25 protein-coding genes and 1 tRNA gene are annotated in these 26,362 nt (G+C 37.0%); 14 read left to right on the top strand and 12 right to left on the bottom strand.

Going from position 1 to position 26,362, the window contains the following annotated elements; all coding sequences use genetic code 11:
- Window positions 1–19: 19 nt before the first annotated feature.
- The 5 genes from SOLCA_RS06655 (at window position 20) to SOLCA_RS06635 (ending at window position 4,529) form a co-directional block, all read left to right on the top strand.
- Window positions 20–475 carry a DinB family protein gene (locus tag SOLCA_RS06655; RefSeq protein WP_014679679.1) on the top strand — a complete coding sequence of 152 codons (456 nt, stop codon included), beginning with the start codon at window positions 20–22 and terminating at the stop codon, window positions 473–475.
- A gap of 101 nt (window positions 476–576) precedes the next feature.
- The gene (locus SOLCA_RS06650) at window positions 577–1,629 is read left to right on the top strand and encodes a nucleoid-associated protein (protein ID WP_014679678.1); all 1,053 of its coding nucleotides are present in this window, start codon (window positions 577–579) and stop codon (window positions 1,627–1,629) included.
- Between the two features lie 68 nt (window positions 1,630–1,697).
- The gene (locus SOLCA_RS06645; RefSeq protein WP_014679677.1) at window positions 1,698–2,360 is read left to right on the top strand and encodes a hypothetical protein; all 663 of its coding nucleotides are present in this window, start codon (window positions 1,698–1,700) and stop codon (window positions 2,358–2,360) included.
- 14 nt (window positions 2,361–2,374) lie between these two features.
- The gene (locus SOLCA_RS06640) at window positions 2,375–3,484 is read left to right on the top strand and encodes a hypothetical protein (RefSeq protein ID WP_014679676.1); all 1,110 of its coding nucleotides are present in this window, start codon (window positions 2,375–2,377) and stop codon (window positions 3,482–3,484) included.
- Window positions 3,485–3,518: 34 nt separating this feature from the next.
- On the top strand, window positions 3,519–4,529 hold the full coding sequence (locus SOLCA_RS06635) for a hypothetical protein (protein WP_014679675.1): 1,011 nt from the start codon (window positions 3,519–3,521) through the stop codon (window positions 4,527–4,529).
- 75 nt (window positions 4,530–4,604) lie between these two features.
- On the opposite strand, the gene SOLCA_RS06630 is transcribed toward SOLCA_RS06635, so the two are convergent.
- The 3 genes from SOLCA_RS06630 to SOLCA_RS06620 form a co-directional block, all read right to left on the bottom strand.
- Complete coding sequence (locus SOLCA_RS06630) at window positions 4,605–5,096, bottom strand: DUF4399 domain-containing protein (RefSeq protein ID WP_014679674.1); 492 nt, start codon at window positions 5,094–5,096, stop codon at window positions 4,605–4,607.
- 185 nt (window positions 5,097–5,281) lie between these two features.
- The gene (locus SOLCA_RS06625; protein ID WP_014679673.1) at window positions 5,282–7,315 is read right to left on the bottom strand and encodes a M13 family metallopeptidase; all 2,034 of its coding nucleotides are present in this window, start codon (window positions 7,313–7,315) and stop codon (window positions 5,282–5,284) included.
- A 173-nt stretch (window positions 7,316–7,488) separates the two neighbouring features.
- Window positions 7,489–9,522 (bottom strand): M13 family metallopeptidase, encoded by a 2,034-nt coding sequence (locus SOLCA_RS06620; protein WP_014679672.1) that lies wholly within the window; start codon window positions 9,520–9,522, stop codon window positions 7,489–7,491.
- 233 nt (window positions 9,523–9,755) lie between these two features.
- Between SOLCA_RS06620 and SOLCA_RS06615 the strand changes: the two genes are divergently transcribed.
- Entirely contained in the window at window positions 9,756–10,388 is a 633-nt protein-coding gene (locus SOLCA_RS06615; RefSeq protein ID WP_014679671.1) for a hypothetical protein, read from the top strand.
- A complete protein-coding gene (locus SOLCA_RS06610; protein WP_014679670.1) occupies window positions 10,381–11,136 on the top strand; it encodes a DUF3307 domain-containing protein in 756 nt (251 codons plus the stop codon). Before SOLCA_RS06615 ends, SOLCA_RS06610 begins: the two co-directional genes overlap by 8 nt.
- Window positions 11,137–11,434: 298 nt before the next feature.
- Here the strand turns inward: SOLCA_RS06610 and SOLCA_RS06605 are convergent, their stop codons facing one another.
- From SOLCA_RS06605 to SOLCA_RS06590, 4 genes are all read right to left on the bottom strand, one after another.
- Window positions 11,435–13,465, bottom strand: a complete 2,031-nt coding sequence (locus tag SOLCA_RS06605) for a S9 family peptidase (RefSeq protein ID WP_014679669.1) — start codon at window positions 13,463–13,465, stop codon at window positions 11,435–11,437.
- Between the two features lie 169 nt (window positions 13,466–13,634).
- On the bottom strand, window positions 13,635–13,997 hold the full coding sequence (locus SOLCA_RS06600) for a cupin domain-containing protein (RefSeq protein WP_014679668.1): 363 nt from the start codon (window positions 13,995–13,997) through the stop codon (window positions 13,635–13,637).
- Between the two features lie 66 nt (window positions 13,998–14,063).
- The gene (locus SOLCA_RS06595; RefSeq protein WP_014679667.1) at window positions 14,064–14,786 is read right to left on the bottom strand and encodes a tRNA threonylcarbamoyladenosine dehydratase; all 723 of its coding nucleotides are present in this window, start codon (window positions 14,784–14,786) and stop codon (window positions 14,064–14,066) included.
- Between the two features lie 59 nt (window positions 14,787–14,845).
- A complete protein-coding gene (locus SOLCA_RS06590) occupies window positions 14,846–15,526 on the bottom strand; it encodes a TatD family hydrolase (protein WP_014679666.1) in 681 nt (226 codons plus the stop codon).
- An 86-nt stretch (window positions 15,527–15,612) separates the two neighbouring features.
- On the opposite strand from SOLCA_RS06590, the gene SOLCA_RS06585 reads away from it, so the two are divergent.
- Window positions 15,613–16,491, top strand: a complete 879-nt coding sequence (locus SOLCA_RS06585) for a TraB/GumN family protein (RefSeq protein ID WP_014679665.1) — start codon at window positions 15,613–15,615, stop codon at window positions 16,489–16,491.
- On the opposite strand, the gene SOLCA_RS06580 is transcribed toward SOLCA_RS06585, so the two are convergent.
- Window positions 16,488–17,711 (bottom strand): BaiN/RdsA family NAD(P)/FAD-dependent oxidoreductase, encoded by a 1,224-nt coding sequence (locus SOLCA_RS06580; protein ID WP_014679664.1) that lies wholly within the window; start codon window positions 17,709–17,711, stop codon window positions 16,488–16,490. The two genes, SOLCA_RS06585 and SOLCA_RS06580, sit on opposite strands and share 4 nt — an antisense overlap.
- Before the next feature lie 89 nt (window positions 17,712–17,800).
- Between SOLCA_RS06580 and ndhC the strand changes: the two genes are divergently transcribed.
- The 3 genes from ndhC (at window position 17,801) to SOLCA_RS06565 (ending at window position 20,878) form a co-directional block, all read left to right on the top strand.
- The gene (gene ndhC, locus SOLCA_RS22740) at window positions 17,801–19,108 is read left to right on the top strand and encodes an NADH-quinone oxidoreductase subunit A (RefSeq protein ID WP_014679663.1); all 1,308 of its coding nucleotides are present in this window, start codon (window positions 17,801–17,803) and stop codon (window positions 19,106–19,108) included.
- 21 nt (window positions 19,109–19,129) lie between these two features.
- On the top strand, window positions 19,130–19,615 hold the full coding sequence (locus SOLCA_RS06570) for an NADH-quinone oxidoreductase subunit B (RefSeq protein WP_014679662.1): 486 nt from the start codon (window positions 19,130–19,132) through the stop codon (window positions 19,613–19,615).
- A gap of 114 nt (window positions 19,616–19,729) precedes the next feature.
- Window positions 19,730–20,878 (top strand): BamA/TamA family outer membrane protein, encoded by a 1,149-nt coding sequence (locus tag SOLCA_RS06565; protein ID WP_014679661.1) that lies wholly within the window; start codon window positions 19,730–19,732, stop codon window positions 20,876–20,878.
- 412 nt (window positions 20,879–21,290) lie between these two features.
- Here the strand turns inward: SOLCA_RS06565 and SOLCA_RS06560 are convergent.
- Both SOLCA_RS06560 and SOLCA_RS06555 read right to left on the bottom strand, forming a co-directional pair.
- A tRNA-Thr gene (locus SOLCA_RS06560) sits at window positions 21,291–21,363 on the bottom strand.
- Between the two features lie 9 nt (window positions 21,364–21,372).
- Window positions 21,373–21,906, bottom strand: coding sequence for a phosphoglycerate mutase family protein (locus SOLCA_RS06555; RefSeq protein WP_014679660.1), 534 nt, complete (start codon window positions 21,904–21,906; stop codon window positions 21,373–21,375).
- 156 nt (window positions 21,907–22,062) lie between these two features.
- Between SOLCA_RS06555 and queG the strand changes: the two genes are divergently transcribed.
- The 3 genes from queG to SOLCA_RS06540 all read left to right on the top strand — a co-directional run bounded on the left by queG (window position 22,063) and on the right by SOLCA_RS06540 (window position 24,624).
- A complete protein-coding gene (queG, locus tag SOLCA_RS06550) occupies window positions 22,063–22,995 on the top strand; it encodes a tRNA epoxyqueuosine(34) reductase QueG (protein WP_042479446.1) in 933 nt (310 codons plus the stop codon).
- 92 nt (window positions 22,996–23,087) lie between these two features.
- Window positions 23,088–24,233 carry a PAS domain S-box protein gene (locus tag SOLCA_RS06545; protein WP_014679658.1) on the top strand — a complete coding sequence of 382 codons (1,146 nt, stop codon included), beginning with the start codon at window positions 23,088–23,090 and terminating at the stop codon, window positions 24,231–24,233.
- Window positions 24,220–24,624: a response regulator gene (locus tag SOLCA_RS06540; RefSeq protein ID WP_014679657.1), complete on the top strand. Its 405-nt coding sequence runs from the start codon at window positions 24,220–24,222 to the stop codon at window positions 24,622–24,624. Before SOLCA_RS06545 ends, SOLCA_RS06540 begins: the two co-directional genes overlap by 14 nt.
- Window positions 24,625–24,824: 200 nt before the next feature.
- Here SOLCA_RS06540 and SOLCA_RS06535 read toward each other — a convergent pair whose 3' ends face one another.
- Together SOLCA_RS06535 and SOLCA_RS06530 are read right to left on the bottom strand one after the other, a co-directional pair.
- Window positions 24,825–25,637: a 3'-5' exonuclease gene (locus tag SOLCA_RS06535; RefSeq protein WP_014679656.1), complete on the bottom strand. Its 813-nt coding sequence runs from the start codon at window positions 25,635–25,637 to the stop codon at window positions 24,825–24,827.
- A 119-nt stretch (window positions 25,638–25,756) separates the two neighbouring features.
- Window positions 25,757–26,359 (bottom strand): thioredoxin family protein, encoded by a 603-nt coding sequence (locus SOLCA_RS06530; protein ID WP_014679655.1) that lies wholly within the window; start codon window positions 26,357–26,359, stop codon window positions 25,757–25,759.
- Between the last annotated feature and the right edge of the window lie 3 nt (window positions 26,360–26,362).

Here is a 26,362-nt window from a genome sequence, read left to right as displayed (position 1 = left end):
CACCTTAACAAAAATGCTCATGAAATCACATTTTCAGCGTTTGTATGAATATGAAAACTGGGCCAATGGCCGTGTAATCAACACTCTTAAACAAATTAGCAACCCTCCCGAACGATCTTTACTGTTATTAGCCCACTTATTAATTTCTCAGCGCGAATGGCTTCACCGAATTGTAAAGAAAACTACTACTAATAAATTCTGGGAATTATATGATCTTGAACAAAGCGAGAGTTTATATAATCAAAACAGTGAAGAATGGCGACATTTCTTCCTAACGATCCAGGAAGATGATCTAAATGTTCCTTTTCATTATCAAACATCTAAGGGTGAGCAGTATGATACGCCGATGTTCGATATTTTAACTCACTTAATTAATCATTCAAGTTATCACCGCGGACAAATAATTGATTCATTAAAAGGTGTTATTGAGCCATTACCCATAACAGATTTTATTGTTTTTTCAAGAAATCCATAAGTAATAATTAGCTGTTATTAACAGAACTCCTTTTCTAATTTACTTGCAGTAAACCTAAATTTTCTTTGCATCTTCGCAACTCGCAGTAAAAAAATTACCAGATGATACATGTTGCTGATGTTAAAGATCTTCAGTATTTAACCATTCATAAAGTAGGAAACGCAGGTAAAGATGAGCCATTAGTGTTTTCAAAATCACCTATTGATCTTAGCAATGAAGAGATAGGCAAGCTATTGCTTAATTATTTTATTCATCCGTTTGCTAATAACTCAGAGTATTACCATTTATTTCATTCAATCGAATTGCCATTGAATGAAATCTTTGTTTGTGCATCCAGAATTTTTGAAGATAAAAGCACTTTTCAGGAGCAATCCATCCATATTGCTCAGCATTTGTATGATAACTCCATGCATCCCAAAATAAAGGGTGGTGAGTTATACCTTGCTTATTTTGATAAGTGTTTGATTGATGGCGAAGAAGTTGAAGCTATCGGTATCTTCAAATCTGAAACCCGCGAAACTTATCTGAAGGTTTATTTGCACAATGAAAATTATGAGGTCAATTACGAAGACGGTATCAATATCAGTAAACTTGATAAAGGCTGTCTGATCTTTAATATAGAAAAGGAAGACGGCTACCGGATTAGTATTATTGATGCACAGAGCAAACAAAACGAAGCAGTTTACTGGAAGGATGATTTTTTAAAAGTTAAACGTCGCGAGGATACTTATCTGCAAACGGAGAACTATGTTGATCTGTGTTCAGCATTTATCAATAAAAAACTGACTGAAGATTTTGATGTTAGTCGTGCCGACCAGATCGATCTGTTGAATAAATCTGCGAATTATTTTAAAGAAAAAGAGAAATTTGACTTTGATGAATTTACGGAGGAAGTAATTTTACAACCCGCCGTTATTGAATCGTTCAAAGAATTTAAGCAACAATTTGAAACGAACCATGAAATGTCGTTGCCAGATTCTTTTGATATTTCGTCTCAGGCCTTTAAGAAACAAGCCAAGATATTTAAGAGCATTTTAAAACTGGATAAGAATTTCCATGTGTACATTCATGGCAGAGCCGATATGATTGAGAAGGGTTTTGATGATGCCACCGGCCTGAATTTCTACAAACTATTCTTTAAAGAAGAGGCATAAAAAGTGTATAAATTGAGGAGCGCATAAAATTTATATATTTGCTTCAGTCAATACCTAATTTCTATTTTATGAGCGAATCAGATGGCTTTTTTGGTGGCATAAAAAAGATCCTGTTTAAAGATGAGAGTGTAAGCGAAACAACTGCTTCTAGTACATCTGAACAACCTAAAAGCAACTCTCCTGCTGTTACAATTCCAGCAACTATGGAATCTTCATCCTTGTCTCCAGATGAGCGTATGAAGGAAAAAGTGTACAAGTTACTCGAATCACTTAACCAACCAGGTTGCGATTTTTTAGAGCTTTGGAATGCAACTAAGGAGAATGGGGAACCCACAGCATCTTCTCTTAAAGCAACGTTCAACACGTTAAAATACGTCGATAAATCTCTTACGAAAGAGAAAATAATTACTTCCGGTAATTATTACAAAGATGAGTTGGCAAAAGCCATTGACAGTGAGTTGAATAGTAAACAAACTGAAAAACAGCAACTAGAAGAGGAAAAACAAACTAAGCGTCAAAATCTGTCCGCTAAGGTAAGCGACATAGAAGCTCAGTTAAAAGACTTACAGGAAAAATTAGCGTCAACAAAAGAGGAGTTATCCAAAATAGATGCTGATTATGAGCCGAAATTGAAAGATATAGATCAAAAAATGGCTATCGGCAAAACAACCATTAATACTATATTGCAGCAAATGCAATCTATTATAACTATCGTTGAAAAGGAATTTTAAGCTAATAACCAACTATGAACACACCTACAAGTCTGCAGACTATTCCTGCAGAACTCAAAAATCAATTACCTATTTTTCAGGTATTGGGCGATAAGCTACCAGCTCAATTAAAAACACCGGAAGCTAAGAAAACAATCAGCACTATTTTCTTTTGGGCACTAATTATTGGCGGGGCTTTAGCATTTTTAAAGTATTTACCTGTGATGTTGCATTATGCTCAAATGAGTATTTTACTGGTAATTTTCTCTATTATCCTGATTGTTCTTTTGTTGTTAATGCCACGCATTATCAGCGTGCTTCACCGCTTAGGAACTGTTTTATTGTTTAAAGGAGAAAAAGCCATCGTACGTGGCAATCCTATTGAATCTTTACAGTTGTTGTTAATTGATGCTAAAGACACCTTAAAACGTGTAAAAGCTAAAATTGCCTCTGTTGATGGAGTTCGTATTGATATGATTCAAAGTGGTGAAAATGCGCAGACAACAGCTCAGCAAAAATATGACCTGGCAAAACGCTTTACGAATCAATCTGCTGAATTAGATGAAAAAGCGCAACAAGCTGATGCGTCACATGATACGGAAAAATCAAATGCTTTTAAACGCGACGCAAAAGAAACTCGCACTAAGGCATTTTTGGTAGGAAAAGAAGGTGAAGCTGAAGAGTTAAACGCAAGAAGCTATGCGCAATATGCTAATCAGTTTGCTAAGGTTTTAGAAGTTCTTAAGGATAATGAAAGTGCTGCCCGCATTTATGTAAGCACATTAGATAGCAGTATCAGCATTATTCAGAAGAAGATGGAGGCTACCAATAAAATGAAAAACGCCACTGATGGTCTTGCCGAAGTTTTTAACATTAAAGACTCTTGGGTTTTCCAGGAAGCAATGGGAGCCGCAACTATGGCCATTAGCCAAAACATTGCAGATATCCGTTCTAACTTAGAGTTTCTGGATCAAAATAATTCTGTTACCGTTGGCGGAACTCCAACACAAGAGGAGTTAAATAATTTCATTCAGAAAGTGGACGAGCGCAACCTCAAAATGCTGAATGTAAGCAATATTGCTGATGCGAATTATGAATTAAAACCTGAACAAAAAGTAGACAAAGGTTTCTCTATCCTTGATTAATAAATTCAAACATAACATTCTATAAAATAAGACTATGTCAACAAACGAATCAACCTGGAGCCGCTTACGTTGGCCAATTAAAGCTATTATAATTGCCATTCCAATTATCGCAATAATTTGGTTTGCATCAAATAAAGGAGTCTTAACCTCTCCTTCCGCTGCTGCAAGTGATAGTGTTGCAACTACAACTGCTAAGGGTAATGCAAGTGACCCATCAAATGCAACTGCTGCTGAGCACCGTACTTTTGCTTACGAACCGGAAAAACCTGTTAATGGTAAGTTAAAAGGTGTGGTTGAAGTTGGAGCTACAGGATTTAACTCTTTTGTCATCAATATCGATAAAGAAAAACGTTGGGAAATTGTTACCAAAGATTTCGGACAATCATTAGCTTATGAAGGCTTGGCGACTACCGAAGATATACGCGGTGGCTTAAAGAAATACTTAGCAAGCATGTTTGATCGTGGTGTTACTAGCAAGAACATGCATTTTGTAATTTCTTCAGGAGCACAAAAAGAACCTAAAACGGCTCTTATTGTAACCGAATTGAAAAAAATGGGATATGTTGTTAACCTGGTAACAGCAGAACAAGAAGGTCAGTTGGCATTAAAATCTGTTCAGCCACCATCGTATGAAAACAACTCATTTGTAACCGATATTGGTTCAGGAAATACTAAAATTTCATGGTATGAAGGATCTAATTTAAAATCATTAGAGGCTCCTGGTGCAAAATACTATGAGAAAGACCTTAAGGATGATGCGGTTTATCAAGAAGTAAAACAGAAATTAAGCAATCTTCCAAAAGGCAATAAAGACGTATGCTTTATTATCGGTGGAGTTCCTTTTGAATTGGCTAAACAAATTCGTCAGGGTGAAGAAAGATATACTGTACTTAATGCTCCTGCTTCCTATAGTTCAGATAAGCAAAAAGTAAAATGTGGTATTAACATTTACAAGGCAATTGAAGATGCTACAGGTTGTGATACCTTTGTATTCGACTGGGATGCAAACTTTACAATTGGCTTCTTATTAGGTTTACCTTATTAAGCGTCGATAAAATTTTAAAAGCCAGGGCTGATTTCTATGTGAAATCAGCCCTGGCTTTTTATGTAAACTATCGTTTTACTTCACTTCTACCGTGATCGTTTTACTCATTCGCTGACCGTAAGACGTGTGCATACCATCTGCAAACTGCAATGTTAAGGTATGTTTTCCTGGAGTTAAGGTTACTTCAGTCTCTGTTTGTCCCTTACCAAAATGGATATGAGTTGAGTCTGCAGGTACGGTAGTTCCGGCTGGCTCAAAACTACCATCAATAATAATGTGGTGGTGTCCTTTATCAGGGTTTATAGCACCAATTGGTTCAACGGTCATCCCTTTTACTCCCATCTCTACTTTAACCGGATTTTTAACCGTTTGACCGTCTTTTAAATTAACGAAGAACACTTCTTGTCCTTCTTTTATTGCTGTTGTATCCGTTTTAGCAACTGTAGTATCATGCATATGATCATGCGCCGCAGTATCAGCACTTTCTGTATTTTGTGGTTTATTACCACCACCACATGAAGCTAAAACGAAGCTACAAGCTGCCAAAAGAAGCATTTTTGTTTTCATAACTATTTTTATGTTGATTTTTGAATAAGATACTAATATCTTTCTATGAGTCACAAGAAGAGAGTGCGACCTAAAGGTAATACAAGAATAAAGATAGTAATAAATCACGCAAAGTCGCATAGATGCAAAGCTCGTTTTATTAATCTTTGCGTCCTTGCGATTTTGCGCGACTCTTTATTTTCTTTTTACCAAACCTTAGCTCTGTCTGCCTCAGGTTTCCATAATTTATCGCCTTCTTTTACATCAAAAGCTTCATAGAATTCAGGCATGTTAGAGATTGGTCCATTACAACGATATTCACCAGGCGAATGCGGATCAGTTAAGATACGTTGAGCTTGTGCCTCATCAGTAATATTCGCTCTCCAAACCTGGGCCCATGAAAGGAAGAATCGTTGATCTGGGGTAAATCCGTCAGTTTTAGTAGAGCTTTTCCCTTCCGGAGTTTTCTTAAAGGCTTCGTAAGCAATATTAAGACCACCAAGGTCGGCAAGGTTTTCACCTAAGGTAAGCTGACCGTTTACATGCATGGTTCCGTTAATAACAGTATACCCATTATATTGGTCCACTACCATTTGCGTACGTTTCTTAAATTGTTCAGCATCTTGAGGAGTCCACCAGTTTTTAAGGTTTCCTTCCGCATCAAACTTACTTCCCGAGTCATCAAATCCATGCGTCATTTCATGACCAATTACAGCACCAATACCACCATAGTTGATCGCATCATCGGCACCAAAATCGAAGAAAGGAAACTGAAGGATACCAGCAGGGAATACAATTTCATTATTTGTTGGTCTGTAATAAGCGTTCACAGTCGGCGGTGTCATACCCCACTCTGTTTTATCTACAGGTTTGCCTAATTTTTTCAGATTTTCCTGACGAGCCCATTTTGCACAAGCGCGAACATTCGCCATGTAATTATCAGGAGTTATGGTTATTGACGTGTAGTCTTTCCATTTATCCGGATAACCAATCTTACGGGTAAATGCTCTTAGTTTAAACAAGGCTTGTTTTTTAGTCTCATCACTCATCCAATCTAATCGTTGAATACGATCAGCAAAAGTATTTGACATATTATCGATTAAACTCAACATGCGAGCTTTCGCTTCCGGTTTGAAGTATTGATCTACATACATTTGACCTAGTAACTCCCCTACATTTCCATCAATCACATTCAACACATTTTTCCAACGCGGTTTAGGTGATTTTTGTCCTTGCAATACAGTGCTGTAAAAGTTAAAATTCTCTTTTACAAACTTGCTGCTTAAATATTGAGCAGCATTACGAACGATATTCCATTTCATGTAAGCCTTCCATGTATCAATAGATGTATTGGTAAGCTGAGTATTAACCTCTTTGTAGAAATTAGGTTGAGCAACAATCAGGGTATCATAACCGGTAATTCCCATTGAAGTTGCGGTTTCTTTCCAGTTGACTACAGGGCAAATTGCATTTAAATCAGCATATGAAAGCTTATTATAACGTTTGTTAGGATCACGCATTTCCACACGTGAGAGCGTAGCTTTTGCTAATGCGGTTTCCATTTGCATAATTTTATCAGCCTTTGCAATGGCACCACTTTCAGTGTCGCCGATTAACTGAAACATATTACTAACATGCTTTACATACTCCTCCCGGATCTTTTTAGAACGATCATCCTCTTTTAAGTAATAATCACGATCAGGCAATCCTAATCCGCTGTTACCCAAATGCGGAACAACGTCGGTGCTTTTTTTGGCATCCTGTGATGCAAAAATGCCAAATAACATTCCACTGCCATTATTAGCTAAATGAATGATTTCGTTTATAACACTTTTAGTATCCGTAAGCGCATCGATGCGCTTTAGATCAGCTTTAATCGGATCGAAACCTTTCTTTTCAATAGCAGCAGAATCCATACCGCTGAGATAGAAATCGCCTACCTTCTGGACATTACTTCCTTTTGCAGGATTCTTAGCTCCTGCTGCATCTGTTAGCAACTTGTAAAGTGCATTGTAATTAAACTCCTGCAACTGGTTAAAACTGCCCCAACGAGTTTCAGAAGCAGGTATTGGTGTATTTTTTAACCAGGTACCATTGGCATACTTATAAAAATTGTCGCCAGGTTTAACTGAAAGATCCATATTTTTGGGATCCAGGAATTGGGTTCTGTTTTGAGCAGATACTGTTGTGGCCAGTATGCTTAAAACAAATGCATTAATAAAAACAGTTCTTTTCTTCATATAACTTTTTTTATGGAAACTAATTTATAAACCTCATTCTAATTTAGAAACTAATGTAATAAAAGTTCTATTACAGAGGTCAAAAGCACGCAAAGCCGCAAAGTCGCAAAGTTAATTATGGATTCTCTTTGCGTCTTTACGGCTTTGCGTTGCATTTATTCTTTATTTACTTCCTACCAAACTTTAGCTCTGTCGCCGGTTGCTCTCCACATTGGGTCGCCTTCTTTCACATTAAATGCCTTATAGAACTCTGGCATATTGCTTACTGGACCGTTACAACGGTATTTTCCAGGTGAATGAGGGTCTGTAACAATGCGCTGAGCTTGAGCTTCATCTCTGATATTGGCCCTCCAAACTTGCGCCCATGAAAGGAAGAAACGCTGATCCGGTGTAAATCCGTCAATTAATTCATTATTTTTTCCTTGCGGTGTTTTCTTGAAGGCTTCATAGGCAATATTAAGTCCTCCTAAATCAGCAAGATTTTCACCCAAAGTAAGTTTACCATTTACATGCATGGTGCCATTTAAAACTGTATAAGCACTATACTGCTCTTCAACTCTAAAAGCATGTGCTTTAAAACGTTCTGCATCATCATTGGTCCACCAGTCTTTTAAATTACCTTCAGCATCATACTGGCGACCTTCATCGTCAAAACCATGCGTCATTTCATGACCGATTGCTGCTCCTATTCCTCCATAATTTACGGCATCATCAGCATTGAAATCAAAGAATGGGAACTGCAAAATTCCTGCAGGGAAAACAATCTCGTTTACTGTTGGATTATAGTAAGCATTAATAGTTGGAGTAGTCATTAACCACTCAGTTTTATCAACAGGCTTTCCTAATTTGTCGATCATGGTTTGGAAATCAAATTTCCGGCATTCAACTACATTACCATAATAAGCAGTGCGGCTGATATGTACCTGTGAATAATCTCTCCATTTATCAGGATAACCGATTTTCCGTATAATGGCATGCAGTTTAATCAGTGCCTTTTCTTTGGTAGCATCACTCATCCAATCCAAACGTTTGATTCGCTCTTCGTAGGTGGTTGATAAATTATTGATCAACTCGATCATACGAGCTTTTGCTTCTGGTCTAAAATGATTGTTTACATAAATTCGGCCTAAAACCTCACCTAAGTTCTGATCTATTTCTATGGCAACCCTGTTTTCACGTGGCTTCAATACTTTCTGACCCGTAAGTACTTTTCCGTAGAAATTAAAGTTTTCGACTACAGCCTTATTACTTAAGTAAGGGGCTGCAGTTCGGATAATATTCCAACGCAAATAGGCTTTCCATTCATTCAATGGAGTTGCAATAAATTGTTTGTCTAATTCTTTAAGGAAATTAGGCTGACGAACCAAAACTTCTGTGATGTCTTTACCGGTGTAATCTTTAAGAATTTCCTTCCAATCGGTCATCGGTGTTAAAGCATTTAGATCTTTAACAGTCATTTTACGATAGATCTTGTTTGGATCACGTTGCTCTACTTTAGTCATTGAAACCTCTGCCAAAGCAGTCTCAAGCCTCATTACCGCATCTGCATTTTTATTCGCTGTTTTATTATCATCTCCTAGTATTTTAAACATATTTACCAGGTGTTTTACATATTCAGCACGAATCTTTACACTGCGCTCATCCGTATTGAAATAATACTCGCGGTCGGGCAATCCTAAACCGCCCTGTGATAATTGTGATATTACCTGTGAACTATTTTTATCGTCTTGATAAATAACAAAATTATAACCCGGAGCATATCCGCTTTTATGGAAAGCAGTGATAGCACTTACCAAATCCTTCTGACTGGAAATAGCCGTAATGGTAGCTAACTCATTCGATATTGGAGAAATGCCCAGACTTTCAATCTCAAGGGTATCCATGCCACTTGCATAAAAATCTCCTGCTAACTGACTGTTACTGCCATACGCTGCATTTTTTGCAGCAGCTTCTTCCAATAGCTTTTTTAATACATCATTGGTGTTTCTAATTAACTGATTAAAAGTACCCCAACGGGTTTCTGTGGAAGGAATCGGGTTGTTTTTGAGCCAACCTCCATTTGCATACTCATAAAAATTGTCGCTTGGTTTGGTAAGAGTGTCCATGTTGGCCTTATCTATGAACTTTCTCTCTTGTGTTTGCGCCTGTGCTCCTGTAGTTAGAGCCGTAAAAATCAGTGCGGAGCAAACAATATAATTTCTTTTCATATAACCTTATTTATAGTTATAAAAGTTCAATTATTTTGTCATTTATGCAAACATTACTTACTAACGATTAACTAACAACTTGTTTTGTTTAATTTCATTATCAATTCAATAAATGCTAATTATAGAACAAATAATCTATATATTTATTTTATAGTTCAATTGGTCTATAATTTAATTTGTGAATTATAAACTATTTATTCTATATTTATGTTTTATAGAACAAATAATCTATAATGATCTATTCAGTATTAACAGGAGACATTGTAAATTCAAGTAGTTTAGCTGTTGAGCAGCGAAAATTATTACTTTCAACTTTAAAGGAGGCTGGTAAATTATTCACTGATAAATCACTGCCTGCCTATAAAATTTTGAGAGGAGACAGTTTTCAGGGAATTACATCAGTGCCAGAAAAAGCGTTAGAAACGGCTATTCTAATCCGGTTATTAATTAAAATGAAGTTTGAAAAACAAGTTGATGCAAGGGTTGCAATTGGTTTAGGGGAGGTTAGTTTATTAACCGATAATATTGATGAATGTGATGGTGAAGCATTTAGAAACTCAGGGCAACTACTGGAACAAAAAACTACTCATTATTTATTATTCCGTGGTCCATGGGAACAAATAAATGACGAACTAGAGGTACATTGCCGAATGTTGGATTTACTGGTAAAAGGTTGGACACAACAACAATCAGAGGCAGTATGGGAACGTATGAATGGTTTAAACCAAACAGAAACTGCTGACAAACTGGGCATTAGTCAGGCATCTGTTAACAAGCGACTCCAATTGGCTCATTGGGACGATTTTCAATTGATTATTAAACGTTATCAACAACTCATAAATTTAAAGCTCAAAAACAATGCATGAATTTTTCACATCTGCAGAAGGCGTAATACTCATCCGCCTGATCATTGCTCATCTGTTGACCGACTTTATATTTCAACCTAAAAAATGGGTGGACGATAAGCTAGTAAATAAGGGAAAATCAAAGTACTTGTATTTTCATACCGGAATTTGCTTTTTAACCTCTTGGATTGCAATTGGCTCCTTTTCATTTGCAGGTTTTGGATTATCTCTCTTAATCGCCTTTAGTCATCTTCTTATTGACTTATGGAAAATCCGCCAACTAAATCAAACCCTCCTTCTTTTTATAATCGATCAGGTAAGCCATTTAATCGTTTTATTGTTCGTCTGGCTTACACTTATTAACAGCTGGGGTAATTTTTGGAATTTCATCGTCCACAGCTTTACCGACCTTAAGATCCAATTGATCATTACTGCTTATATTTTGGTAATCTGGCCAATGGGAATTATTATTAGCATGGCTACCAAATATTGGAGAGATAAACTAGGTGAAGATCCGACAAGCCTGGAAAATGCAGGAAAATGGATTGGCATTTTTGAACGTATTCTGATACTAACATTCGTATTAACTCAACAATTAGGCAGCATCGGTTTTTTAATAGCTGCAAAATCAATTCTTCGTTTCAGTGATAAAGACCCTGATCCTAATAAAGCCCGTAAACAAACTGAATATGTTTTAATTGGCACTTTAATCAGTTTTTCATTATGTATTCTTGTAGGCTTAGGGGTGAATATTTTGATTGCTAAGTAATATACCCCCTACCCCCTAAAGGGGGATTTTCTCTGTAAATCGGATTATAGTAGTCGATAAGATTCCTCTCTTTATTAAAAACAGCGGAAAAACATTAAATCAACAAGTTCCGAATTAGTTATAAAGCAACAACGCCAGCACTGTCAGAATTCCCCTTTAGGGGTTAGGGGTAAAAAATCTCTTCAAACAATGGGGTAAAAAAAATCAACTAACTGTATAGGTAGTAAAACAATTGCATCTAAAACATCAGGTTTCAATAAAAGAAAAACTCCGGACGTGCTGCCCGGAGTTTTCTGTATTATTTTTTCAGGTATTTATCTAACCAATCGAAGAAAATGCGATTCCAAAGAATGCTATTTTGCGGTTTGGTGATCCAGTGACCTTCGTCAGGGAAGTACAAGAAACGGCTCGGAATATTTTGTAACTGAGCAGCAGAAAACGCCTCCATCCCTTGTCCAAGTGGAACACGAAAATCTTTCTCATTATGAATAACCAGAATTGGAGTATCCCAATTTTGAACAAACTTATGAGGAGAAAACTTCTGGTATGAATCAGGATTTTTCCAATAAGGCCCACCTAAATCAAAATTAGGGAACCATGTTTCTTCCGTAGTTCCGTACATTGACTCTAAGTCAAACACACCACAATGCGAAATAAATGCTTTAAAGCGTTTCTCATGGTGGCCAGCTAACCAATAAACCGAATAACCACCAAAACTTGCTCCAACAGCACCCAAACGATCTTTATTTACATAAGACTCTTTTGAAACCTCATCAATAGCACTTAAATAATCGCGCATGCATTGTCCACCCCAATCACCAGAGATTTCTTCATTCCAAGCCTGACCAAATGATGGTAAACCGCGACGGTTAGGAGCAACGATCACATAATCATTAGCAGCCATCAACTGAAAATTCCAACGATAAGAGAAAAACTGACTAACAGTACTTTGCGGACCGCCCTGACAATACAATAACACCGGATACTTTTTATTAGGGTCAAAATCAGGAGGAAGAATAACCCATACCAACATATCTTTACCGTCGGTGGTTTTCACCATACGTTTCTCCACCTTACCCATTTTTAAAGTTGAAAGCAACTGTGTGTTTACCTGTGTAATTTGAGTTAACTGCTTCTTCCCTACTTCCAGCGTAAATACTTCGGTAGGTAAAGAGATATTCATCATAGCAGCAACCATTACAGGTTTCTTGTTTACATACGTAAAATCGAAGTCGGTAATATCAGCAACCACATCCGTTAAAGGAACTACCTGACTCATTGAACGCAGTTTTGGATCAAACATCATGATCTGCTCCGTAGCCTGAATACCAGCTAAGAAAAAGATACGCTGGCTGTCCATATCCCACTCTGCTTTACCTACGCTATTATCAAAATGTTTGGTAACGTCATTATGAGTTTTTGCAGCAATGTCATAAACCAAAATACGGTTTTTGTCGGCTTCGTAACCATCGCGTTCCATACTCAACCAAAGCATTTTCTTTCCATCCGGAGCGAAACGCGGATTAGTATCATAGCCTTTGTTAAACTCACTTATATTTTCGGTAGTACCGGCAGTAACGTCATAAACATAAATATCTGAGTTAGTACTAACCGCCTCTGAAGTACCGTTTAACTTACGGCAGGTATAAGCGATCTTTTTATCATCCGGACTAAATGCAAATTGTTCTTCACCGCCATTAGGTTGCAAAGGAGCATCAAAACGCTCATTTGACATAATGTCTTTGATATTGCTTACTTTACCATCAGCATAGTTCGCAATAAAAACATGACTGTATGCATAATCATGCCAAGCAGTCCAGTGACGGTAAAATAAACCATCAATGATACGTGCCCCTTCTACTTTTGGAAGATCAGGGTAGATTTCGGCAGGATTTTTATCTAATTTAACATCAGCAAGGAACCAGATATAACTCATTTTAGGAGAATATCCGAATCCTGAAATACCATCTTTAACATCTGTTACCTGAACTTTTCCGGTACCATCAGGATTCATTTCCCAAACCTGCCCGTCTTTCAAATAACCGATCTTTTTACCATCAGGACGCCATTTAGCGCTTGCCTCATCCCCTACTTCATTAGCAATCGCAGTAGCATTCTGACCGTTGATATCTACAATGAAAATATCTGAATTGCCTTTGTTTGCAGCAATATCCATATTTCTGACATTGTAGACCACTTTTTTGCCATCAGGAGAAACCCGTGGCTCAGCAACTCGCCCAAACTTCATCAATGTTTCAGGCGTTAAACGAGTCTGTGCCATCACTTGTGTTGAAACAAGCAGTGCCACAGCTATTAATATCTTCTTCATAAGACCTTAAAAAATGATTTACGGCGAATATAAGAATTGTATTTTTCGCAAAGCCGCAAAGTTGCTAAGAATTTATTTTGAGTATAAGTAGATACAGACCTCAAAAAAACCGTAAAGCCACAAAGTCGCTAAGAAATCTTAGCAGTCTTACGGCTTTGCGTGAGAGTTATTATTCGTCTCTGTGAACAGTATCTATTGAAAATGCAGGCAAACAAACAGCAATATACTCTGCACCGATAGGTCCGGGAGTGCTGTATTGTACCCATTCACCTTTATGAGTAATGATCGCTTCTCCTTCATTCAGATCAATAACTTCTGTTTTAGTAGTTATACGAATCATCCCTTTTAATACCAGCGTATATTCATCAAAATCTGGCGTTTGTCCTGGCTCAACCCAACCTGAAGGACTTTCCATCTTTGCAATGCTTAACGCTGAAGTTTCAGAATTAACGCGGCCGATAAACTCTTTAATGATCTTAGGTTTATTTCCGGCGGCTTCTATTACCGAAGGTTTTTTAATAAGTGTAGGCATAGTTTCTAATTTTGCTGCAAAGACGCAGAGAAGCTAAGTTATTGTTAAACTTTGTGTCTCGGCGACTTAGCGGTTATACAAATCTCTTATCACTACAGATGCTACTGTGCAACCAAAAACGGCTGGCATATAGGAAATAGTACCTATAATTGAACTTTTATTTGTTCCCTGCATTGGTACTACACGAGTTGGATCAATATCTTCCGGCGACCAAACTACTTTTATATCTTCCTTAACTCCCATTTGACGCAGGCGTTTACGAACATGTTTTGACAGTGTACAGTTGTAGGTATCAAAAAGATCAACAACCCTCACTCGTGTTGGATCAACCTTTCCTCCTGCCCCCATTGAGCTGATTAATGGCAAACCACGTTCTTTGCATCCTTTAATGAAAAACAATTTAGGTGCGAGTGTATCAATACAGTCTACTGCGTAATCAAAGTTATTACTATCCAGTACTTCAAACATCCGTTCATCTCTCAAATATTCGCATAAAACGGTAAGATCGATTTCAGGATTAATATCCCTGATACGATCAGCTAACACTTCGGCTTTTAATTTACCTTCAGTGCTTTTGGTAGCAGGAATCTGACGATTTCTGTTGCTTGGATCGACAGTATCAGCGTCAACAATGGTCATTTTACCTACGCCGGCACGTGCAATCATTTCTGCACAAATACCACCAACACCTCCTAAGCCAACAACCAAAACGTGAGAGTTAACTAATTTTTCAATTTTTTCTTCGCCCAACAACAAATTGGTGCGGCTCATCCAATAAGGTACTTCCATTTTTTCTTTTGATTTCGATGATTATCGAATGATTACACCGACCCGATAGTTAATCAGGATCAACTAATTATTCCAAAAACGGCCGCAAAATTATGAAAAACATTCTCTTTTAAGTCTATCTCTTTCATATTCTTTATTTCAGCAACCTGTTGGTAAATAGCTGAGACCGAAGCACTCATTGTATCCGTCTCAAGAAAAAAACGATCCGCAGGCATATTTTTCAGTATTTCTATACTTTTTTTTTGCCTTAATAGTACTGTTTTCCCAAAAGATAAATAAGCATTATATTTTAAAAGCTGTTCAGCTTCGTATTGATTTCCGCTAAAATGATGAAAAATAAAAGGCACTGAAAATTCCTTTAAGTAAGGAATAAATTCGGTATAGGTTCTTACTGCATGAATAATCACCGGTTTCTTAAACTTTTCAGCGAAGCTTAATTGCGACTTTAAATATTTATGCTGAATTTCCAGAGGTGTTTTTATGGCCCTGTCAAGCCCAATCTCCCCTAAAGCCAATACATTCAGCTGTTGCAAATAAGAATGTAAGCGAAAGAAATAAGCATCCCATTCAATGTTTTCCAAAAACCAGGGATGAGCTCCCACTGAAACCGCATAATTTAGCTGCTGAATACTTTCCGGCGTTAAACAATGAAAAGCATTTCGCAATACCCACTCCGCAGGCTCTTTTGGTTTATGATGTGTATGAATATTAATGTAGGATGCTGACGTCGGAAATATCATTCGGTTAAAAACTGTTTAAATATTCGCTGGTTAAATCTAAACAGAATAATTTTGCTTTCTGATATTATTTAAACTATCCTGTTTCCATGTTAATAAGACGATTAATTATTAGTGCACTGATTGCGATTATATCTTTCACACAAAGCACATCACTTTTTGCGCAAGGTAATTCATCACTTTTATGGAAAATCAGTGGTAAAAATTTAAAAGCTCCATCTTACCTTTTTGGAACAATTCACCTGATCTGTGAAAACGATTATCAGCACCCCGACTCGTTGAATCACTCCTTTGAGCAAACCGAACAAGTTTACCTGGAACTCGATATGGACGATCCAAATATGATGACAGAAATGCAGGAACAGATGGCCATGTCAAACGGACAATCATTATCCGACATAATGGATACTGCCGATTACCAAGTAGTTAACTCTTTTTTCAAAGACTCGTTAGGGATAAGCCTTAATTTCTTTAATACTACAAAACCTGTTTTACTTTCATCAATGATAATTATTAAAATGATGAATGGTTGCAAAACGGAGTCTTATGAAATGAATTTTGTTAAGATGGCTAAAGAACAACAAAAAGAAGTTTTAGGTCTTGAAACGGTTAAAGAGCAAATGAATATTTTAGAATTGATGCCGGTAAAACAACAAGCAGATGAATTACTCAAATCTGTAAAGGAATATGCTAGCTACAAGATTTATTTCCAACAATTAATCGATGCTTATAAAGCACATGATCCGGATAAAATTTATCAGTTAAGTACCGAAGGAGAATTTGCATCAACTGCCAGAGATAATGAAATATTGATCAACAGCCGAAACAAAAGATGGGTAGCTAAAATTGTAAAAATCGTAGCTGAAAAACCTACATTTTTTGCTGTAGGCATTGGCCATTTAGGTGGTCCGCAAGGAGTAATCGCGTTATTACGTAAAAGAGGCTACAGCGTTGAACCTGTACTTTAAATATTTTGAGCAATTACAAATCCGGAGGCCCATGCCCATTGAAAATTATAACCTCCCAGCCATCCGGTTACATCCACACATTCACCTCCAAAAAACAATCCGGGAACTTTTTTAGCTTCAAGTGTTTTGGATGAAAGCTCGGAGGTATCAATACCCCCACGCATTACTTCAGCTTTATCGTATCCCTTATCTCCTGCTGGTTTAACAGAAAACTGATGAATAAGCTCTTCAATAGAAAGAAGGTCGTCCTTGCTGAGTGAAGCTAGATTTTTATCAACCGGAAGGTATTTTTTCATGGCTTCTACAAACTTCTTCGAATAGAATTTTTCCAGGAATGAAGCCAAAAGTTTCTTTCCGGAATGATTTCGTTCTTCTTCGATTAGGTCTACAATATTGCTATCCGGTAGTAGATCAATTGTTATTTTTTCGCCCGGGCGCCAGTACGACGATATCTGAAGAATTGCAGGTCCGCTTAAACCCCAATGCGTAAATAAAATATTCTCATCAAAACTTATCTTATGATTACTCACCCGGCTGAAAATACTTGTTCCAGATAACTGTTCGTACCAATCATGATCTTTTCCGGTAACCGTTAAGGGAACTAATGCCGGAGCAGTTGATGTAAGATTTAAACCAAATTGTCTGGCCAAACGTAATGCAAAATCAGTTGCCCCCATTTTTGCAATAGGGAGTCCACCGGTAGCAACCACCACATTTGGAGCATACACTTGGTGCTCGTTTCCGGTAACCGAATCCTTAAAAGTAACCTCGAAGCCATTCTCAACAGAGATTACTTTCTGAACTTCCGAATTACAACGAATTGACTGACCAAAGTCCTCACATATATCTGTAAACACCTTAATAATGTCCTTTGCTTTGTTAGTTGTCGGAAATAGTTGGCCCAATGTTTTTTCTTGTCCACTTATCCCATAGGTTTCAAAAAAACTGATGGTATCCTGAACCGTCCATTGTGCAAATGCCGATTTACTAAAATGCTCATTTTCAGAAATAAAATTCTGATGAGAAGCGTATAAATTCGTGTAATTACAGCGTCCCCCACCCGAAATCAAAATCTTGGCTCCCGGTTTATCATTTTTTTCTAAGACCAGTACTTTTTTACCTAAATAGCCAGCCTGAACGGCACACATCAACCCGCAAGCGCCGGCTCCTAAGACAATTGCATCTAAATCTTTATATGTTGAAGCCGAATTTCCCGACATAAATACTAATAAATATAAAAGGATCTTGTAATAATGGTTTTGTTAAATCTACTGCCGCAAATCTAATATCTTCTGTTAACTTTGTTCTTATGCAGCAAAGCACGCAAATATCAGCATTCGGATCGATATTGTTGTTCCTTGTTTTAGGAACGGCTTTCGTATTGGTTACGCTGTTGATGTCGAAGATCATCAGCCCTAAGAAACCAAATTTTGAGAAACTGACCACCTATGAATGCGGTGAAGAGCCCATGGGATCATCGTGGATTCAATTTAACATGCGATTTTATGTAATTGCTTTGGTGTTTTTATTGTTTGATGTTGAATTGATATTCTTATTCCCTTGGTCAACAGTTTTTGGTAATAAAGAATTGATTGCCGCTGTACCAAGTTGGGGTTGGTTAAGCTTTTTTGAGATGACCATTTTCATTAGTATCTTATTGGTTGGACTTGTGTACGTTTGGAAGAAAGGCGACTTAAACTGGGTGAAACCACAACCGGTAATTCCTGTTGTCGATACCAAAATTCCTTCATCATTATATCAACAGTTAAACCTCGAAAATTATCGGGTACGTGCATTTGTTCAGGTGCCAATACCTGAAGATAAAAAAGAAACTTTATCGGTTGAAAAGTCGGAACGCAGACAGTATGCACCTAAAACGGTAACGGAAAATACAGAACAGTCAACTGTTGCAGAATCCGTAAACGCTACTGAAACTGAAACACAAGCTAAACCAGCTTATCAACCAAAATTCAAACCTAAAACTACTCCTGCAGAAACGACATCTTCTGATCAAGGAACAGTAGAAAAAACTGCTGAAAATGCCGGAGAGAAACCTGCTTATAAACCACGTTTTAAACCTCAAGTTACAGAGGCTACCCAAGCATCAAAAACTGCTTCAACAGAAGAAACAAGTGAAGCAAAACCTGCATATGTCCCTAAGTTTAAACCAAAACTCACTTCTGCTTCAACAAATGAGATAAAAGCAGAAGAAAAACCGGAAGCATCAAACGAAATACAAGAAAATAAACAGGAAGAAACGGTTAAACAAGCCTACGTGCCTAAATTTAAACCTCGTATGGCTTCGGCGAATACGACGGAGGCAAATAGAGCGGAAAATATCGAATCAGTAAGTGAACCCCAAGAGATAAAAGCTGGAGAACCCGTTAAACAAGCGTATGTTCCAAAGTTTAAACCTCGAATGGCTCAAAAAACAGAAGATATCAACAACGGTGAATCCTCAACTTCTGTTTCAGAAGCAACTACTAACAATGTTCCTGCTACGGAAAATCCAGTTTCTGAGGAAACTTCAAAACCTTCTGCCTACAAACCGCGTTTTAAACCTACAATGGTTAAGAAAGAAGAAGATAATTCAACAACTAATACAGAAGATCAATAATCAGCATATAGTATTCTTATCATGGATCAATTGATTAAAAATGTAGAAAGTAATGGTGTGGTGATCACCAAACTCGATGATTTATTGAGCTGGGCAAGGTTATCCTCTCTTTGGCCAATGAGCTTTGGTTTGGCTTGCTGTGCGATTGAAATGATGGGTTCTATGGCTGCCAATTATGATTTAGATCGTTTAGGTGTATTTCCACGCCCTTCTCCACGTCAATCGGATGTGATGATCGTTGCCGGAACTGTTACTTTTAAAATGGCTGAACGTATTAAACGTTTGTATGAACAAATGCCGGAACCCCGATATGTTATTTCAATGGGTTCTTGTTCAAATTGCGGCGGCCCTTATTGGGAGCATGGTTATCATGTTGTAAAGGGTGTCGATCGTATTATTCCCGTGGATGTATACGTACAGGGTTGCCCTCCCCGTCCGGAAGCATTGATCGGAGGCATTATCGAACTGCAGAAAAAGGTTAGGAACGAAAGTATTCTTACTATGTAATATTAAAAGACTGTTTCAAAAACAGTCTTTTTTGTTTCCAAAATATTCCCCCGTCAAGCTTGCAAATTGTTATCATTTGGATAAAAAGTACTATCTTATAGTAACATTAATCTAATGATGCGTTTCTTACTATCAGTATTATTTCTTATCATTTTTATTTTCAATGCGGTAGGTCAAACTCTCGATTCTACGGCAACAGATAGCGTTCCTGCAAAAATTCCCAGGCAACTTGTTCCTTTTCCAGTAATTGGCAATGCGCCCGAAACTGGCTTCCAATATGGTTTTGGAGTTATTTATACGTTCTACCTGTATCCTGATGTCAAAACTACCCGGAGCTCTTATTTGTATAGTTTCAACATGTGGACAGTCAAAAAACAAACGCAATTGATTTTGCAGGGAAGCGTTTGGACGAAAAACAACATGTGGAATCTCACAGGAGTTGGAAGTTATACTAATTATCCAATTTATTTCTATGGACTTGGAAACGATACTAAAGAGGCTGATAAAGATCTAATCACTTCTACCCGTTATCGGTTTATGATGCTGGCGAAACATAAAATTATTGATAAACTGTACGCTGGTATGGGTCTATGGTATCAGAATGACACTTTTGTTGACGATGACTCTACCGGTATTTATACAACAGGTGATTATTATGGAAAAGATGCTGGCAATAGTTTATTGATTGGTTATGGTGGTGCCTATGACACGCGCGATGTTGAAAATTCATCTACGAAAGGTACTTTTATACAATTAGTTGGATGGACAAGCTTAGGTGTTAGTGGTTATAAGTTTAGTATGATCAATCTTGACGCAAGACAATTTTACTCAATTGACAAAACGAAAGTTGCAGGAGCACAATTTTTATATCAAACTACAAGAGGAAGTACTGCTCCATTTTACTACCTGCCCTACATTGGGGGTGACACCAATATGCGTGGGTATTATGTGGGCCGATATCGCGATGAAAACATGATGGTTTTACAGGGGGAGTTCAGGTATCGCCCCTGGGGGAAACGAAAAGATCAGGGCTGGTTTTCGTTATCAAGGTTAAGCTTTGCGGGCTTCTTAGGAACGGGATTAGTGTTTGAAAGTGGTGATTTTAACTTTGGAGATTTTAAACCAAACTATGGGGGTGGTTTCCGTTATATGTTCGAACCGACTTCTAGGATGACTCTTCGCTTTGACTATGGTGTGGGAAGCAAAAATGCAGGAGAAAAGCGATCGACAGGGTTCTATATTTCCTTAAATGAGGCCTTTTAAATCGTACTAATTATTTAAAACCATATAAGGCATATAAGAGAATATAAGGTATAACGCAATACCTTTCTATCGAAGTAATTTTTAAAGGTTCACCGATTAGTGCTTGTATTTCATTATGTCTTATATAGTTCAGAAGAATATTATTTAAAACCATATAAGGCATATAAGAGAATATAAGGTATAACGTAATACCTTTCTATCGAAGTAATTTTTTAAAGATTAACCGGTTAGTACTTATATTTCCTTATATGTCTTATATGGTTCAAATATTTTAAACCATATAAGGTATATAAGAGAATATAAGGTGTAATGTAATACATTTTCTATTGAAGTAACTTTTAAAGGCTCACCGATTAGTACTTATATTTCCTTATATGTCTTATATGGTTTAATTAAATTATATGGTTCCCCGAGCCTCTTACGGGATTCGAACCTGCGACCTATTCGTTACGAATGAATTGCTCTACCAGCTGAGCTAAAGAGGCTGATTAATATTATTCTTCCCCGTAGGTTTTAACCAAAACTTCCGATTTACCCAAACGTTCTGTAATCGAATAATAAATATGGTTGTAATCGTTATCTGCCGATTGAGCATATTTCTCTTCACCAATCAACAAGTTTAACATTGCCGGAACGGTTTCCGGATGGCCACAAATCAGGACTGTTTTACCCTGATAATTGCTAATTATTTGTTGCAATGCCATTAAATACTCTCCTCGTGAATAAGTGATGGGTATTAAGCTTTTTTGCGTACATACAGGTTGAACCGTACTCAGACTTCTGGGGAGCGGGGTTGTATACACAGCATCTATAGATGTGCTCGATAATAAAGCAGCCAGATCCTTTGCTCTTTGAACACCCTTGGGAGCTAACGGGCTATCGGGATCCAGGTTAAGCTGTTCGGCGTGCCTTACTAAGATAATAGTGGTAAGTTTAGGGTTGATCTTTGCAGTGTCATCACTGTTGCAAGAGGTAATTGCTGTAAATAGTAATGCACATAAAATGATTTTGTAGAGCGTTTTTTTCATGTTACTTATTAAGGATATCAGTCTAATTTAGAAACAATATCTCTCATTATCAATGAATTAATACTAATACTAATTAGTTATAAGGCAATATTATTACCTCTAATGCAATTAAGTAGAACCATTTATAATTGTGTATTTTTGAGGTCTGTTTCTAAAATGGCACTAATCGAAAAAAACACCCAATTAATTAAAGCTGAGGCCCTACGACTTGGCTTTTTGCATTGTGGCATTGCGCAAGCAACCTTTTTGGAAAATGAAGCACCTCGGCTTGAAAAGTGGTTAATGAATAATAATAACGGAGAAATGAAGTATATGGAAAACTATTTCGATATGCGGCTTGATCCGAGAAAATTAGTTGATGGGGCTAAATCGGTTATTTCATTAGCCTTAAATTATTACACTGATGAGGTACCAGAGGATTTTCAAGCTCCTAAAATCTCTAAATATGCCTATGGAACCGATTACCATTTTGTTATCAAAGACAAATTAAAGGAACTCTTACATTTCATCCGGGAAAATATCGGAGACGTTAATGGTCGTGCTTTTGTTGATTCGGCTCCTATTATGGATAAAGCATGGGCACAACGTGCAGGGTTAGGTTGGATGGGTAAACACAGTAATATTTTAAGTAAGAAAAGAGGATCTTTCTTCTTTTTAGCTGAATTGGTAATCGATCTTGAATTAAAATACGATCACCCTGTTGCCGATCATTGCGGCGAATGCACACGCTGTATCGATGCTTGTCCAACTCAGGCAATTACCTCTTCCTATATTGTTGACGGTAGTAAGTGCATTTCTTACCTTACTATTGAGTTAAAAAACGAGATTCCCACTGCGTTTAAAAGCAAAATGGATAATTGGATGTTCGGTTGTGATGTTTGCCAGGATGTTTGCCCATGGAACAGGTTTTCAATAGTGCACAATGAACCATCTTTTAATCCTCACCCTGATCTGTTGAAACTAAAGAAAACCGATTGGCAGGAAATAACCAACGAGGTATTTAAATCACTATTTAAAAAATCAGCTGTTAAGCGAACCAAATTCGAAGGTTTAAACCGAAATATCCGTTTTCTGATGAACGAATCCTGAGCAACATTCGTTCATTATCCAACAAATGTATACAAATAAAAATCTTATTATTCGCTAATTTTCAGTACATTACTATTTACCAAAATAGTAACATGAAGTCGGACGGAACCCCATTTATTCAAGCTGTTTGGGAAGAAAATAAACTAAATACGCTATTTGCCACTCCACTTATCGGAATTTCATTTATTTCACGACAAGGATATATTCTTGAAATGAATAAGCAATTTGCCAATATGTTGGGATATAAGCGATCAGAGCTGGTTGGTGTTTTTTGGGATGAATTTTCGGCCCCCGAATCCCGAGAAATTACGCGCAGATATTATCGCAAAATGCTTCAGGGCGATTTTAATTGTTTCACTTATGAAAAGCAATATATTCACAAAAACGGATCAAGAATTTGGGTTGAACTATCTGCACAAGCAAAACGAGATGAAAATAATGAGGTGGAGTACTTCTTCGTTATCGCAAAAAATATTAATCTGCGGATGACGGCAATAAAACAATTAGAAGACGAACTAAAGTATAATGAATCGCTAATTAATAAGCTAAAATTTCAGAACGAGCAGTTAAAAGAATTTGCCAATTTAATTTCACATAATTTGCGTGCACCAGTTGGGAGCATGATCGGATTAATTGAACTTTATAAATCAGGAGTTGTAAAAGATAAAAAAGAAATTGGCGTTTTTTCCGAACAGTATCAAAACTTAACGTATAGTCTTTTAGATACTATAAATACTATCGGAGCTGCCTTAGATATTAAAGAGCGTTCGGATGTAAGAAAAGATAAGGTAAATTTTGAAGAAGTATTTAGCTCAGTTGTACTGAGCTTAACAGGAAAAAAATGTGATCTGGACTTCGACCTACAAACAGATTTTAAACTAAAGGAAATCTACTATTCCAAATCTTACATGAAAAGCATTTTGCAAAATTTGCTTTCTAATTCGATGAAATATCGTTCTCCTGAGCGAAAACTGTCCGTCACAGTAAGAACATATATATCTAATGAACAAGAAATTATGGAGTTCATTGACAATGGATTAGGCATCAACCTTGAACAAAACAATCGTAATTTATTTGGACTTCACAAGACATTTCATAAGCATAAAGACGCCAAGGGAGTAGGATTATTCTTAACCCGTAAACATATCGAAGCAATGGGTGGTAAAATATTTGCAGAAAGCAATCCAATTTACGGAATCAAATTTACGCTCATCTTCAATTACCATGAAAATCATTGAAAATCTATGCATAATAGACGACGATAGAATTTGCCAATTTATCATCAAAACTTACGCTAAAGCGAGGTCGTTAGCACGTAATACGCAAATTTTTGCGGATGCAAATAGCGCTTTGGAACACCTGAAAAGCTTTTCAGGCGATGTTTCTCATCTTCCCGACCTGATTATGCTGGATATCAATATGCCTGTTATGGATGGCTGGAGCTTTCTGGATGAATTCCAAAAACTTAGTCCGTGGATCAACAAAGATATACCCATTTTTTTGATCACTTCCTCCATTCAGGAAGAAGATAAAATAAAAGCCCGCCAATATAGCGCCGTATCTGGGTTCTATATCAAACCGATCAATGAGGAACTGATTATGAATATTTTTAATCGCTTGCCTAATTAGTGAAGGAGGTCAATAGACCATAGTTCATAGTCCAGAATCTCGAGTAATGATTTATTCAATTAATTTATATTAAACAAAACAGTCCATAGAAATATGCAGTTTCCTACAACATTACTATGGACTATCGACTATGGTCTGTGGACTAACCCATGACCCATAACTATGTACTCGATACTCACGACTCTCGACTTCAGACTAAACTATCTCTTCTTAAACGCACTCCTTAAACGGATTTCTGTTAACTTCTTCTTAGTATATAGTGGAAAATCACCATTCATCATCCAATCGTAATAAGTTGGTTCAAAAGAAAACACCTCTTCAACAGCTTTTCCTTTGTGCTTACCGAAGTTGAATACTTCGACACCTTGCTCGTTGTAAATCATTCTACCCGCAAAGTCGACAACATCACGAACGTAGGTGAATTTATGTAGAGCTTCTACATCGTTTACTATTGGCGTAGATTTATTACCTGATTTATCTTCATATTCTACACCATCGTATTTATCTAATTGAGCAAGAAGCACTTCATACGTTGCTTTTATATCTGCTTCGGCCGAATGATGATTTTCGATCTCTTTACCACAGTAGAATTTATAAGCAGCCTTTAAGGTACGTTGTTCCATCTGATGGAAGATATTTTGAACATCTACAAGTTTACGTCCTTCAATATCAAACTCCACTCCTGCTCTTAAAAACTCTTCCATTAACAACGGTACATCAAATTTATTAGAGTTATACCCTCCCAGATCAGCGTTTTCAAGAAATTGAGCTATACTTTTAGCCATTTGTTTAAAAGTAGGCTCATTCTTTATATCCTCCTCATAAATGCCATGAATTAATGAAGATTCAAGTGGAATGGGCATTTCAGGGTTAACACGGCGGGTTTTGGTTTCGATTGTTCCGTTAGGAAGCACCTTTAGTATTGCAATTTCCACTATACGATCAGATGCAACATTAACACCGGTAGTCTCAAGATCAAAAAATGCAATAGGTCTTTTCAGGTTTAAATTCATGACAGCAGATAAGAAATGCGCAAAGGATATTTAAATAAAAATCCCGGATAAATTTCCGGGACCCAAAGATAGAATTTTTTAAATTAATGACCTGCAGTCAATAACTGATGTTAAGAGAATTATATAGATTTCCATTTAATGCTACAGCCAACTGCTTTGGTTAAAGTAGTTTCAGGCTTTTTATTCTGCAATAATGCATCAACGGCATTCTCTACATATTTAATCTTGCTATCATCGTTTCCTTCTGTATCATTGTCAATTGCACCAATATATTCCACCATATCCCCTGCCGAAGTCTTTTGTAATATAAATACATGAGGGGTTTTAGTAGCTCCGTAGGCTTTAGCCACATTCTGACTTTCATCAATTAAATACGGAAACGAATATTTCTTTTCGGTTGAGCGTTTCTTCATGTTATCGAAAGAATCCTCAGGATAAGCAACCGGATCATTAGGGTTAATAGCAATTACCGGATAACCTTTAACTGCATATTTTTTATCTAAAGCAATAATCCTGTTTTCATAGGCCTTTGCGTACGGACAATGATTACAGGTAAATACAACAATGTATCCCTTTGCCGATTTATAATCAGCCATTGATACCTGTTTCCCATTTACATTTTTCAGTTTAAAATCGGTAGCCTTATCACCCACCTTATATCCCTGGGCAAAAACAGCTGTGCTAAATAAAGCCAAGGCTGCAATGATCAATAATCGTTTCATGGT

This window comes from Solitalea canadensis DSM 3403, assembly GCF_000242635.2.
GTDB lineage: Bacteria > Bacteroidota > Bacteroidia > Sphingobacteriales > Sphingobacteriaceae > Solitalea > Solitalea canadensis.
Note: the sequence above shows the minus strand (reverse complement) of the source record. Positions and strands in the feature narration are given on the sequence as shown.

Coding starts and splice junctions, on each gene's coding strand:
- queG (WP_042479446.1), top strand. CDS start 22,063: ATGGCACTAATCGAAAAAAACACCCAATTAATTAAAGCTGAGGCCCTA.
- SOLCA_RS06605 (WP_014679669.1), bottom strand. CDS start 13,465: ATGAAGAAGATATTAATAGCTGTGGCACTGCTTGTTTCAACACAAGTG.
- SOLCA_RS06640 (WP_014679676.1), top strand. CDS start 2,375: ATGAACACACCTACAAGTCTGCAGACTATTCCTGCAGAACTCAAAAAT.
- SOLCA_RS06655 (WP_014679679.1), top strand. CDS start 20: ATGAAATCACATTTTCAGCGTTTGTATGAATATGAAAACTGGGCCAAT.
- SOLCA_RS06600 (WP_014679668.1), bottom strand. CDS start 13,997: ATGCCTACACTTATTAAAAAACCTTCGGTAATAGAAGCCGCCGGAAAT.
- SOLCA_RS06535 (WP_014679656.1), bottom strand. CDS start 25,637: ATGAATTTAAACCTGAAAAGACCTATTGCATTTTTTGATCTTGAGACT.
- SOLCA_RS06630 (WP_014679674.1), bottom strand. CDS start 5,096: ATGAAAACAAAAATGCTTCTTTTGGCAGCTTGTAGCTTCGTTTTAGCT.
- SOLCA_RS06645 (WP_014679677.1), top strand. CDS start 1,698: ATGAGCGAATCAGATGGCTTTTTTGGTGGCATAAAAAAGATCCTGTTT.
- SOLCA_RS06570 (WP_014679662.1), top strand. CDS start 19,130: ATGGATCAATTGATTAAAAATGTAGAAAGTAATGGTGTGGTGATCACC.
- SOLCA_RS06620 (WP_014679672.1), bottom strand. CDS start 9,522: ATGAAAAGAAATTATATTGTTTGCTCCGCACTGATTTTTACGGCTCTA.
- SOLCA_RS06565 (WP_014679661.1), top strand. CDS start 19,730: ATGATGCGTTTCTTACTATCAGTATTATTTCTTATCATTTTTATTTTC.
- SOLCA_RS06540 (WP_014679657.1), top strand. CDS start 24,220: ATGAAAATCATTGAAAATCTATGCATAATAGACGACGATAGAATTTGC.
- SOLCA_RS06555 (WP_014679660.1), bottom strand. CDS start 21,906: ATGAAAAAAACGCTCTACAAAATCATTTTATGTGCATTACTATTTACA.
- SOLCA_RS06530 (WP_014679655.1), bottom strand. CDS start 26,359: ATGAAACGATTATTGATCATTGCAGCCTTGGCTTTATTTAGCACAGCT.
- SOLCA_RS06625 (WP_014679673.1), bottom strand. CDS start 7,315: ATGAAGAAAAGAACTGTTTTTATTAATGCATTTGTTTTAAGCATACTG.
- SOLCA_RS06610 (WP_014679670.1), top strand. CDS start 10,381: ATGCATGAATTTTTCACATCTGCAGAAGGCGTAATACTCATCCGCCTG.
- SOLCA_RS06615 (WP_014679671.1), top strand. CDS start 9,756: ATGATCTATTCAGTATTAACAGGAGACATTGTAAATTCAAGTAGTTTA.
- SOLCA_RS06635 (WP_014679675.1), top strand. CDS start 3,519: ATGTCAACAAACGAATCAACCTGGAGCCGCTTACGTTGGCCAATTAAA.
- SOLCA_RS06590 (WP_014679666.1), bottom strand. CDS start 15,526: ATGATATTTCCGACGTCAGCATCCTACATTAATATTCATACACATCAT.
- SOLCA_RS06595 (WP_014679667.1), bottom strand. CDS start 14,786: ATGGAAGTACCTTATTGGATGAGCCGCACCAATTTGTTGTTGGGCGAA.
- SOLCA_RS06545 (WP_014679658.1), top strand. CDS start 23,088: ATGAAGTCGGACGGAACCCCATTTATTCAAGCTGTTTGGGAAGAAAAT.
- ndhC (WP_014679663.1), top strand. CDS start 17,801: ATGCAGCAAAGCACGCAAATATCAGCATTCGGATCGATATTGTTGTTC.
- SOLCA_RS06650 (WP_014679678.1), top strand. CDS start 577: ATGATACATGTTGCTGATGTTAAAGATCTTCAGTATTTAACCATTCAT.
- SOLCA_RS06580 (WP_014679664.1), bottom strand. CDS start 17,711: ATGTCGGGAAATTCGGCTTCAACATATAAAGATTTAGATGCAATTGTC.
- SOLCA_RS06585 (WP_014679665.1), top strand. CDS start 15,613: ATGTTAATAAGACGATTAATTATTAGTGCACTGATTGCGATTATATCT.